Raw genomic sequence first — 12,090 nt, 5'->3', positions numbered from 1 at the left:
ACAATCCTTTTCGATTTCACTAAGAATTTATGAAACTTTCTTAATGAATAACTTTTTAGTGTAAAATGAACCCACATCAATATAAAAACAATTATCAATTTGCACAGGCTCTCGTACGATTGTATGCCCTAGATAGATTTCATCAATTTTCGTAACAACATCATATTGATAAGAATAATTTCTTAATCTACCTCGTCCCCAAAGTGCATTTTTATAAGCAGAAGTTACCCCAGGAATTGAATAATTACCTTTCTGAATATCCTGTTTGAGAAGTTCCCAATCATTGATTTCTACGTCAGCATGGACAAATCCAATTTTTTTAATACCAGTATTAATTTCAATTAATACTGGTAATTCGGAAAATTTTTGAGCAATTTGTTGTTGTTGATGTTCACTTAAATTATAAAACCATTCGCCCCCATTCCTGGAATGCATATCTCGTATTGACTTATCGGTTCTTCCTAAAATACACATTTCTTCATGATTTCCCCTGATCATATGGAACCATGGATAGTCAAGTAAAGTAATGCATTCCAGGTTTTCATCTCCACGGTCGATTAAATCACCGACACTTATTAAAATATCTTTTTGAAAATTAAATCCTAATTTATCTAACTCTTTAAATAAAATTGAATAACAGCCATGAATATCCCCTACTACAAAAACGTTAGTTCCACTTGTAAAGGTCAGACATCTAACTAAATTATTTGGAACATTCATACTTATACCCATTTTTAATAGTCATGCTAACTTCCCTAAAGATAATAGGCTCTAAAAGTGGAATTTTCTCTTAAAATACAGGAAATAAATTTGTTTGCGACATTTTATGTCGTAATGATTGTTAAAAATATATACAAATAAATCCCCAATCATTAATAATCAAAAAAACTACTAAATAAGAGGTATTAATGAAAGAAGATTTTATTAATTGGCTAAATTTTCATGCGGAGATTCTTAATAGATATAAGATTACATACTTTTTGTGGGGAATTGGTATGGTATTGATGCCAATTTCTCAATATTTATATCCCCAGATACTTAAAAGTATTTATAATTTTCAGATATTTAGCCAGTATATTTTTAGAAAATTTGTTGAAGAAAATATTAACTACTTAGTTCATGGACTTTGGGTTATTCCACTGATAATTTTTATGTTCTTCTTTATAGTTGGTCTTAAAATTCATCAAGAAAATATTGAAAAAATATATAAATATTGATTTTATAAACAGCATATCCTAAATACACCATAAGCTGTCATTAAAAAGTAAACATGTATTCTTTTCCGAATTGGTTTGATACTCTCTCCACCCATTGCTCTATTTTATCAGCTGTCATGACTTGAAAATCTCGCCAATAATATTTCATCTGCTTCCATACCATCTCGATTCGATTTAACTCAGGGCTATAAGCTGGAATAAAATACAAATTCGTCGAAAAGTTACTTTTAAGTAGCTCTCTGTAATCAGCCATCTTTTTACTTCTATGAATCGAGGCATTATCAACAATAAGAACCAATGGAAGGTTATAAGTCTGTTTTACTTGTTGAGCTATTCCAGTTAAATAGGCATAAAACCAAGTGCTTGTAACTGACTCTTGTAAACAACTTGTCACCAGTTTCCCCGTTGAAAGCAAACACCCCATGACATTAACTCGTTTTAATCTTATTGCATCAACCGCATGAACATCACCTATCTTTGTCCACGCATAGCGGTTATCAGGTGTAGATGAAAACCCTGTTTCATCAACATAACCTAATATAATTTCACCACGTGCCGCTTGCTCTCGTAATTTTTCAATCTGCTGTGTTGCTTGTTCAAATGCAATCGGATCTCTTTTTTTTCAAGCTATGACGGGTACGCTTGAAGACCATACCTGAATCACGTAAAAACTTACGAATGGTTTCAACAGACACGGACACTTCGTATTCTTCATGTAGTTTGACTCGGATTTGTTCTGCATTGAGTGGACTTGTATTGACCCAATCTAGGATTTTCGCCTGATAGTCTGAGATCAATGTATTGGGCCGACCTGAGCGATGACCTTCTTTAATCGATTCAAACTCATACAATTCCCAACGTCGGCGTTGTAGCCTTATGGTTTCTGGGATACGTTCTTGTAGAGTGGCAACTTCCGCAACACTTTTACCTTCAGAAAGCCAGAGAATAGTTTGGGCACGTTGTCTTTCACGCCAATGTTTTGCATGCTTGGCCAGAAAAATGAGTCGTTCTCGCTGTTCTAAACTAAGTGGTACAGAAACAATTCGAGGCATGTGTGAACATCTGTTAACTAAAAAAACTTTTTTCGCATGATTAGTTATTTTTGTCAACTTATGAATTGAATGAGTCATTCCCTGAGCAGAATTTCTGCTCAGAGAAAAATTAATGACTTAGCACTTTAAAAAATGGCGTGTTCAAGAATTTCCAAGATTTTTCGTGACACAAATCCTTTTCTTCTAATTGAAAGTTAAGGAAGTAATGGTCAAAAAGAATCATTCAAGGAGTTGTCAGCAACCACCTTGACTCGCCAATCTGCATCATCTCTCAATTGGTTTGCTACCCCTTTGTGTTGAGCACAAATAACTCTCACCTCCCAAGAGACATCATTCATTAATTGCACTGCTAAATCTGGCACTGTTGCAAATAGGCTGACATGATAAGCTAAATATCTTATTTATTTCGAGATACAGCAGATGAATCCCTTCCACGGTCGGCACTTTCAAGGTGAAATCATTCTTTGGGCTGTTCGTTGGTATTGTAAATATGGCATCAGCTATCGTGAACTTCAAGAAATGCTCGCTGAACGAGGCATAAATGTGGATCACAGTACAATTTATCGTTGGGTTCAGCGTTATGCTCCAGAAATGGAAAAACGCTTACGCTGGTATTGGCGTAATCCTACAGATTTACATTCATGGCATATGGATGAGACTTATATCAAAGTGAAGGGGCGATGGACTTACCTGTATCGTGCAGTTGATCAACGGGGTCATACGATTGACTTTTACCTTTCCGCTAGACGGAACAGTAAATCAGCCTATAGTTTTCTAGGAAAGATCTTCAATACGGTGAAAAAATGGCAAATTCCACGGGTCATCAATACAGATAAAGCAGCGACCTATGGCCATGCTTTATCACGATTAAAGCGAGAAGGAAAATGTCCAGTAGATATTGAGCACAGGCAAATTAAGTATAAAAATAATGTCATTGAATGTGATCATGGTAAGTTAAAGCGAATCATCAGAGCCACATTAGGATTCAAATCTATGAAGACGGCTTATGCCACAATTAAAGGTATTGAAGTCATGCGTGCACTACGTAAAGGACAAGCATCGTCATTTTATTATGGTCAGCCTCAGGGTGAAGTGTGTCTAATCAACAGGGTTTTCGGTCTCTAAGCACTTTTTAAAGGGAACTTCATCGACTCAAATCTCTATTTGCAACAGTGCCTAAACTCGTCTAATGATATTTAAGTCATTTATCATGACACTGAAAAAACTTATTTATGCGGAAATTTTCCTAGAACGAACTAGATGTTCTCTTAGATAATAAGCTCGTGCTGAACCAGTCTCTACGAGTCCAGTTAAGAGAACAAGACAGATCTTGTACATCTTACGACTGAGTATTCCTCGATTTTCAACTTGTAAGTATCTTGCAATGGACATTTCTAAATAGAATGCAGTGTTAACTTGCTTTACAATTAACTCAGAATTAGTCTTTAATTTTTCAGCTAAAATCTGGATACCTTTATCAAAGAACAAATCATAAAAATTATATATCAGCGAGGATAAGGCCATAAACACATGGCTATTACTTGCAGATTGCTTTGCAAAATTTAATAAATGTATAGCACCCCATTCCATACACTTCCTATCACTTTCATGCCCTTGCCATGGAATATCTGCATACAGCTCGCCACGTAGTAATTTATTCAAGTCACTCTGTAAACCTTGATAAGGATCATTAACATCTTTTATAGCAATCTTATGCAATTCAGGCTCTAAAATTTTCCACAACGACCATATAGCATCAAAATCATTTTCTTTCTCTGCAGCAACGTCAAATGATAATTTCACTGAATAAATAATACTTGGAGCCTTCAAACATCCAGAAATAATTAAATCTTTGAATGGTACAAAACCGTTTATTTTCGAATGTATTAGCTGCTCAGTAAAACAAGATTGAATTTGCCATTTTATTTCATGATTCAGTTTATCTTCATTACGAGGATGGTATTTTCTATATTCAGAATCAAAAATAAAATTTACTAATTTTAAGATTAAATCAATTAGCTTTGAATCTTTTGGATTCATTGGAATCATTAACATAGGGATATGTAATAACCATGATGCGTGACTTTCTAAACTAATGTCATCCACATGAAAATTAAATGTTCCTTCGAGTAATTGTTGGCGAAAATTTCTTAACTTTTTATCCCATTTTTTCTGAGCTACTTTTAGCTCCGTATCTTTTAAATAATAAAACCTACTGCTTTCTTGCTCTTGAATTCGAAATTTCGAATACTCTATTACCCCATTTAAACAATGTTCTGCTAATTTTTCATCTATTGACCAAAGGTAATCTCTTACTCCTTTAGCAGCTAAAGCACCAATATTATGGTTGGCTTGTGTTAATGCAGTAGCTAAAGCGAATTTTAGATTATTTAAGATTTCTGGCTCTAATTTTAATTCGAATAACTTAGGTAAAATGTATGCGCATGCACCGTTACCGAAAGGAGGTAGATTATATTTAAATGGTATTTCTAGAAAATTTGGTAATTCTACAACTGCATTTACAATAATTTCCAAACACCACTTGATATCGTCTGAAGATAGGTCTTGGATGATATCTCTTATGCAAACAGCAGCTACATTTTTTATCGCTTCTTCTGCTAAAGATAGATGATTTGATACTCTATTATCTTGTAGATCATTCAGTAATTGTTTTGCAGCTTCTAATCCAGCTTCATATGAAGAAAAATATTCTTTTTTGAATTCTTTCTTTTCAAATAACTCTCTCGCCCATAAATTTAATCCAATTATAGTGTTATCAAAATCATGCTGTTCAATGAATGTTTGTTGATCTTGTTTTAAGTCCTCTGGGAGTTCCGAGGTATTCTGAAATAAAATTCGATTATTTTCTTTATCCTCAATAATTTGCCATTCTCTTGTATCTATTCTATTTGCTAGATACCTAACGTAGCTATCATCACTTGTAGATGCCTGCTTTTTCAAATTGTCCACAATTGGAAGTACCTCTTCTCTAAGATCAGAAAACTGAAGCTTTGTTAATAAATTCTCTAGAGTTTCTTTTCTCCAAGGTCTAAGAGCTGATTTTTTTCGTTCCTCAATGTAAATACCTGTCATTACATCATTATTATAAGCATTAAACCAATGAAGTTGATTTTCTCCAGCTTCATGCACAAATCTGCTTATATCAATTAGATAGAACTCTGCAATATTCAATATAGGAAATACAGCTTTCCTTACCTTATTTGGAAATCCTATTGCAACAGAAGCAAGTACTGAAGTTATTAGGACTGAGTTGCTATTTTTTAATAAATAATTATATATCCAGTCTATTTGATTATTTTCACCACTACTTTCTATATAGCTTATTAACCAATTTTCTAAAGCCATCAGAGCACATTGCAACACATATGGTACATTTGAGTGACCTCTATATCCTAACCAAAAATCTGTAGTAACAAATTGATCTATAGGTGTTCCATCTTCTAAAATTAATCTTTCTAAATATATTTCATAACCTTCTTTTTTGAGATGTTCAATATATTTTTCTGTCGCAAAATTACAAAGTTTAATTATGAAATCTAATGCTTTTTTAGGATGGTACTGCAATAAATACTGGAATGGTCCTTTTGACCCACTCGGCGCGAAAAAATCACGATTTTCATCTAGTCCGTATCGTTCATCACTACTACTGCTTTCATATCTCAGCCATCCTTCTCTTTTTCTTTGTTCTAGCACCCACTCATGCATTGCTAACTTTATTATAAATTCGGGCAGGTGCTTGCATAACATTGGTACATTTATTCCAACTAAAGCCAAACTAGTTAATTCATCTACATAGCTCAATCTTCTAGGATTAACTTTAGATACAAAAACATTTTGTACCATTAACTGGTCAAATTCGGTTTCTATTGATGGAGATACTTTTAGTAATACACCAAGGATTTTCCCCCTCCCACTTTCATTTTGGTAATCCTCCTTTAAAGGCTCTAATAGCCAAAGAGCTAATAAACCAACAATTCTAGATTCTGATGGGAGATCATCGTTAATGTTTATAACACTGCACCATTCATTAATTAACTCAATAATATGATTTTGAATAGAATTGCTTAATTCATCTCTAAAATCATATATAAAATTAAATAGGGCTTCCCATCCTTTTCCATAAGGTACTAGAAATAGAGTCCGAAGTATTCCTGAGTTCTTATCTAATGTAAGTGAATCAGTAAAATGTGAGTTTGGTTTTTGACAAGCAATTCTTAAAATGAAACAAAAACGAATTAATAAAGCGCAATCATTTTTAAGAAGATTATCTTTCATTGACTGTAAAAATATATGTGGAGATTTATGTTGCAAAATTGCCGCAATCGTTTCATCTCTCCAGAAATTTTCAATGTTATCAGCGGCTAATATAGCCTCTACAAAATCATAAGTAGATTCATCAAATTGTAATCGACGATATAACCACAATCTAAAAGCTCTACTTATAGCAGGTTCATTACCTATAGCTGATAAAAACTCATTCAAATTATCTAGGTTATGATTATATTTATCTTCAATAAATTCCTCTAATGCCCAATCCTCTAGTACATCATGGGGTAAGCTGATTGTTGAAGTTTCTTGATCTCGATAAATTAAGTTATCCTCTTCAAGTTTAGATATTACTTCCGGATCAAATTGATCTGCGGAAATACCAAACACCATTTTTTTTGCTCGTCGTGTAGCAATATCAATAAATGTTTTTCTACGTTTTAGTGGCATTCCAAATTTTCGGTCTTGATCTTTAGCAATAACTGAAGACCAAACATTCTTTCTGAAGTCAATTTCAGTATCACCTATTTGAAATTGTGCTCCATTACTTATCGCACGAACTGCAATATCAATAAAAAATGGTATTCGAAGAATATCTACTAAGGCATCATTTGATATTAATGCCTTAAGCTCAGGAATATATTCACAAATTTGTTGCACTTGTTCTTCAGAAAAACCTTCGATATTTACACTGGAAAAATTAATCTGATTCTGCTGCAAAAAGTTAAAAGAAAGTAGTTGAAATGCATAATCACGTCCTGTCGCAATGATGGTCCATCCTTCTTGTTGTCGGATAAACTGGAGTAAATCGACAAATGCTTCTTGATGGTTGAGTTCTAAAATCTTTTCAATAGACTCAATGACTAGAATTTTCTCAGGAATCAAAGCAAAAAAACTTTCAATCTGACCTAAAGTTGAACTCATTCCTATAGTTGAGAACACATCATTAAGATGAGTTCGGTCTAAGTCTTCAGCTCTAAGATAAAAAACTGGAACAGCCTTACCTTTACCTGAAATAAAATCTTTTACTATGCCTGATTTTCCAGAACCTCTAGTTCCTGTTACAAATACAAAATCACTTGCATCATAAGCTTCTGAAATTTTTAATAAATAATCATCTCTACTAACATGGAAGTTTTGAATTTGGTTAGAAATCCCATCATAGATGTGACGTCCACGCTCTTGGAATTTAAGAAAATCTTTTTCAAAATCAACTTTACTATTAATTTGAAATAACTCCCTAACTTCCTTAGGAGTATTTTCAAGCGTTAGTGTCCCAGCATTTTGGTTATAGTCCTGAACACACGTAACAACTTTAGAGAATATAAGTTCCGGTGATTCATCCGAATGACATTGGATAAGTGAACATAATAAGTGAGCAACTACCGAATGTTTAGCATCTAAATCGAATGAAACTAGATAAAAGACTCGGAGAAACTCCCAAAACTGTTCGTCAGTTATTGCCTGATCATCATTAGCATGATGTAACTGCTTTCTTAAAGCTCCTAACTTATTCAGCTTCGCTAAACTGGTAAATCCCTTAGTATTTGATTTTTTGATAAACTCAGAAGCACTTGATGAATATCTAGCCCATTCTAACAGTGGAAGCGTATTAGCTATATCCAACTTAGGAAGTGGTCCTGTGATTAAAGCAATCACATCATTTTTTTTATCAAAAGAATCCTTCTGGAAATCTTCCCATGCACTCTTTATAACATCTGAAAAAATAGAACTATTTTCATCACTTCCAATCGAGCCACTTATTGTTATTTCATGTTTTATTTGAGCATATAATTTACTTTTATTACCCAATTTATCTGATGCGACTAAAACAAAATCATCAGTATTCGAACCATCATATTTATTCTGGAATTTTAGTTCTTGAGGCCTCATATTTTGAGACAAACATGGAACACAAGATTGAGTAAGTAGTGCGATAGCAAATGATGCTTGAACTCTAGTTTCAAAATTTACACCACCTCCACCTGTTGAAAATGGATTGCTTTGTTTTTTTGAGTCCCTACTCATTTTTCTACTCCATCAATAAGTCTATAAAACTTTGACTAATATATTTAATTTATTCAAGCGTAAATCAGATATAGCTAGATCACTTCTTATTGATATAATATATAATAATTTAAATTATTAAAAATCAATATTTTATAAATTTAAAAATATGACCTAAAACTTAGATCTAGCTATAGCTCTTTTAAAAAAGTGAAATCTGAAGATAAAATTTTCTAGTCGCTACGACGATAGACATTGATATCCAATGAGCAATGCAATTGACGTAATAAGATACAGTTGAATTCATTTATTGTAATTTTTTTGAGTAAAAACTAACCGCTTCTGATTCCAACTCTTTCAGCCGTGCCATAAATGATGTATGCATACCCATATATTTGGTACGCCATTTCATTTATAGAAAGTGGCATACTCATGCCATATTCACGGCAAAGGGCTGTAACAGGTGTACCAGACTCTGCCTGCTTGAAGATGGACATAATCTGGCTGTCAGTAAATTTAGGTGTTTTCATGCAGAATCTCCTTCTTATATCTTAAGAGAAAATTCTACTTTTAAATCCTATTATTTTTAGGGAGGATTACCGATACCCTGTACATCAAGATCTACAGGGCTTTTTAACTGGGAAATTAACTGTTCATAGATAAAGATTGCTCTAAAATTTCAAGAATTATTTCTAATTCTTGCTGAGTTCCACATGAGTACCCATTCCTTCTACTTTGTTTCCCTAGTATGTCCAGTGCTTCAGGATTTTCAATCAGATATTCAACCAATTCTAGTGGTGTAAATTCGGCATGATCTTTTTCCCAAAGTTGCTTTGGTACCAATGCTACCAACTTTTTGACAGCATAAATATTTCCAGACCAACAAGCAGTATGTAACGGCAATCGTCCATCCCCTGTTCTCACATTCCAATCGGAAGACTCAGTGCAAAAGGCATCAAAAATTTTGGGAGTTCGAATTTTACAGGCCGTATGTAAGGCAGTCATCCCTTGATAATTTTCAATATTTGCATCTGCTCCAACTGCTAACATTTGTTCAACTAATAGTGTTTCACGATCTTCAACAGCCAACATTAATGGCGTTTGGCCTTTTAGATCGGTAATATTCAGTTGCTTTGGATATTTTTCAAAAATATCTTTTAAAAGGTTTTGCCAAGTTTCTAATACCTTAGCATCCGTCACTTTTTGAGCTTTAAAAAATAGTTTCAGCATGAGCATGAGCATTGAATTACCTTCAACGTCAGGTAGATTTGACTTAAACAAAGCGTTATTAGAATTTAGCCAATCCTTTAACCCTGCTAAATTATTTTGTTCTAGCAAAAGAAAAAGTCTATCCAAAGCTGGTTTTACCAAAGTCTGACTAAGTGGTTGTTGAGGCTTGATTCCAGGATATGGTTTATAAAGATCCTCCCAGAAATAAGAATATGCCCAACGTGCTACTTCCTCTATAGAAGGGATTTGATCAATTTCTATCATTCCACCACTAAGCATTTCACGATAATATTTTTCGTGATTGTTTGTGATAAGTTTTTGATTCGCCACTGCTATAGCTAAACAATCTCGTGCAATTTCTCCAGTCATTAGACCGTAACTGCCTTTAAAACTATCTTCCAAGGCATCTCTGAAATATTTTGATGCCTCGTCAAAATTATTTTGTGCCAATAAGTGTTTAGCTTTGTATTGCAAAATGGCAAACTTCCATAAATCATATCCTGCAGTTTTTTCTGCTTCAGCAAGTAAAGCTTCAACCTTATTTTTACAATCTTTAGGTTTGTTTTTACTTTCACTATTTAAATAGTAAGCAAGCTCTGGAATAACAACTAGAATTTTCTCTATAGGGGTATTAGCCAATTCCCTCATACGCTTAGTGGTCATTTCTTTCAATCGAATCGGTAGATCTGGCGACTGAGCTATGCTACTTACCACCCAATAATTCTGCTCATTTTGTAATGCTCTCCATGGTGAGCTTTGTTGCATACGAGCTTTTAGCTGTTGAATGTTGGTTTGTTCTTCATAAAAGTTATGGAGTTCGCGAACAGTACGTTCAGCAATTTCAGTAAATGACTTATCATCATGACCAATCACATCATCAAGTACATCACTTGCCTTGATACGGAAGCTATAGCTCAAATACGTTGCAAGTTCATCAATACCTGTTTCTTTACGTGAAGGTAGAATTGAAAGAAATAAGCTTTCTTTATCCCATTCAGATAAATGATCCTCAAACCACATATCTTCTGCAAACTCACCTTTATCTCTACAATTTCTCCATGCCTCGATTGTAAGGTTATAAACGCCTTTATATAATGCAAATAATTGCAGAATTTTATTGTTTTTGGGGTCAACACAATGCTTATCGACATCAGGGCACAGAGATTTTACTAAACGGTGATAAATATCTTGCACTACACTAGCAACAACAAATCGTTGACGAATAATTTCTATAGAAGGCTGAGCATAACGTTCTAATAGGCACTCAATAAGTTTAGTTTTTTCATCTTCATTTGCTTTACCATACAGAATATCTGTAAGGATTTCCTCAGACAGCGGTAGTTCAAATTTAAGTTTTTGAGCATTCAAGCCCTTTTTCTTGATAAAAGCTAATGCTTGATTAAATTGTTCATCAAGAGACACGGTTTCATCTAGGATAAATGCACCTTCAAAATCTAAACTCAAGCCTTCTGGGAAATATTCATAAATAGAGCTGTAACGAATAGTATTGATACCATTCTTCCAGTTATAAAGAGAACGTTTTAAATTTTGGATGTCTATATCTAAGCTCTGGTTGGCAACATTGCCTACATCTGTTCCTAAGAGATCTGTTAACCAGTCAATAACTTGGGTAACTGGTAGAATGAGCTTTTTATCCCCATCACTTTCAATCACCTCAGGTAAATACCAGAAGTAGCCACCTGGCATACCTTTATCAAAAGGAGTCTGAATAGCTTGAAATGCAGAAAATCGTGCTAAACCAGGTACTAAGAAATGTGTTAAAAGCATCCAATTAATTTGTTTTTGATCAGCATTAAATGTCCAAGTTTTAAGCTCAAGTCCTTTATAGGCATTTGCAATATTGGTTAATGACTGCCAAATAGCATCAAAAGAATTTAGTCGAACTCCAAGTTTTTCAAAAATAGATAAAATTGTTGTTTTCATCATCTCAGATTGCTTACTGACACTAATTTTCCCAGTAGCAAATTTGTTCTTTTGAACTGTTGAATATGCGGTATTACCACCAAGACTTTGATTGATTTCTAGTAGTACTGATTCAATTTTTGGTAAAGTGCCCATGCTTTATTGCTACCATGATGAAATTTTCAGAAATCATATATGGTTATCTTCGAAACAACGATGAAAAATGATGTCTCCCCCCCATCCGCAATAAATATAGATCAATGTACTGTTTTTAAATTAAAGGATTTATAACTTCAAATCTAAAGAAAGCCCTAAAATTAGCATTCCAATACATTCATAAGGCATTTAACTCTTAGTAAAAATAAATAAAATGC

General features: G+C 33.7%; 7 protein-coding genes and 1 pseudogene. 2 read left to right on the top strand and 6 right to left on the bottom strand.

The genetic code is table 11. The features are described 5' to 3' along the window. Positions 1-27 precede the first annotated feature (27 nt). Complete coding sequence (locus tag ACO1B7_RS00130; protein ID WP_129717837.1) at positions 28-720, bottom strand: metallophosphoesterase; 693 nt, start codon at positions 718-720, stop codon at positions 28-30. A gap of 188 nt (positions 721-908) precedes the next feature. Between ACO1B7_RS00130 and ACO1B7_RS00125 the strand changes: the two genes are divergently transcribed. Then, positions 909-1,217, top strand: coding sequence for a hypothetical protein (locus ACO1B7_RS00125; protein WP_035267521.1), 309 nt, complete (start codon positions 909-911; stop codon positions 1,215-1,217). Between the two features lie 40 nt (positions 1,218-1,257). Here the strand turns inward: ACO1B7_RS00125 and ACO1B7_RS00120 are convergent, their stop codons facing one another. Together ACO1B7_RS00120 and ACO1B7_RS00115 are read right to left on the bottom strand one after the other, a co-directional pair. Continuing rightward, a complete protein-coding gene (locus ACO1B7_RS00120; RefSeq protein ID WP_141730351.1) occupies positions 1,258-1,797 on the bottom strand; it encodes an IS630 family transposase in 540 nt (179 codons plus the stop codon). A 16-nt stretch (positions 1,798-1,813) separates the two neighbouring features. Then, positions 1,814-2,269: a helix-turn-helix domain-containing protein gene (locus ACO1B7_RS00115; RefSeq protein ID WP_004973749.1), complete on the bottom strand. Its 456-nt coding sequence runs from the start codon at positions 2,267-2,269 to the stop codon at positions 1,814-1,816. A gap of 420 nt (positions 2,270-2,689) precedes the next feature. Here ACO1B7_RS00115 and ACO1B7_RS00110 point away from each other — a divergent pair, with 420 nt between their 5' ends. Further along, positions 2,690-3,394 (top strand): IS6-like element IS1008 family transposase, encoded by a 705-nt coding sequence (locus ACO1B7_RS00110; RefSeq protein WP_001067783.1) that lies wholly within the window; start codon positions 2,690-2,692, stop codon positions 3,392-3,394. A gap of 105 nt (positions 3,395-3,499) precedes the next feature. Here the strand turns inward: ACO1B7_RS00110 and ACO1B7_RS00105 are convergent, their stop codons facing one another. From ACO1B7_RS00105 to ACO1B7_RS00095, 3 genes and pseudogenes are all read right to left on the bottom strand, one after another. After that, positions 3,500-8,584, bottom strand: coding sequence for a hypothetical protein (locus tag ACO1B7_RS00105; RefSeq protein ID WP_423089659.1), 5,085 nt, complete (start codon positions 8,582-8,584; stop codon positions 3,500-3,502). A 319-nt stretch (positions 8,585-8,903) separates the two neighbouring features. Continuing rightward, positions 8,904-9,093, bottom strand: a pseudogene (locus ACO1B7_RS00100) (transposase); the annotation flags it as partial. A gap of 115 nt (positions 9,094-9,208) precedes the next feature. After that, the gene (locus ACO1B7_RS00095; protein WP_423089658.1) at positions 9,209-11,872 is read right to left on the bottom strand and encodes an ankyrin repeat domain-containing protein; all 2,664 of its coding nucleotides are present in this window, start codon (positions 11,870-11,872) and stop codon (positions 9,209-9,211) included. Between the last annotated feature and the right edge of the window lie 218 nt (positions 11,873-12,090).

Origin of the sequence: Acinetobacter lwoffii (assembly GCF_049367455.1) — a bacterium.
GTDB lineage: Bacteria > Pseudomonadota > Gammaproteobacteria > Pseudomonadales > Moraxellaceae > Acinetobacter > Acinetobacter lwoffii_W.
Note: the sequence above shows the minus strand (reverse complement) of the source record. Positions and strands in the feature narration are given on the sequence as shown.

Excerpts from the sequence above, each read along its gene's own strand:
- ACO1B7_RS00130 (WP_129717837.1), bottom strand. The coding sequence starts at position 720 with ATGAATGTTCCAAATAATTTAGTTAGATGTCTGACCTTTACAAGTGGA.
- ACO1B7_RS00125 (WP_035267521.1), top strand. The coding sequence starts at position 909 with ATGAAAGAAGATTTTATTAATTGGCTAAATTTTCATGCGGAGATTCTT.
- ACO1B7_RS00115 (WP_004973749.1), bottom strand. The coding sequence starts at position 2,269 with ATGCCTCGAATTGTTTCTGTACCACTTAGTTTAGAACAGCGAGAACGA.
- ACO1B7_RS00110 (WP_001067783.1), top strand. The coding sequence starts at position 2,690 with ATGAATCCCTTCCACGGTCGGCACTTTCAAGGTGAAATCATTCTTTGG.
- ACO1B7_RS00105 (WP_423089659.1), bottom strand. The coding sequence starts at position 8,584 with ATGAGTAGGGACTCAAAAAAACAAAGCAATCCATTTTCAACAGGTGGA.
- ACO1B7_RS00095 (WP_423089658.1), bottom strand. The coding sequence starts at position 11,872 with ATGGGCACTTTACCAAAAATTGAATCAGTACTACTAGAAATCAATCAA.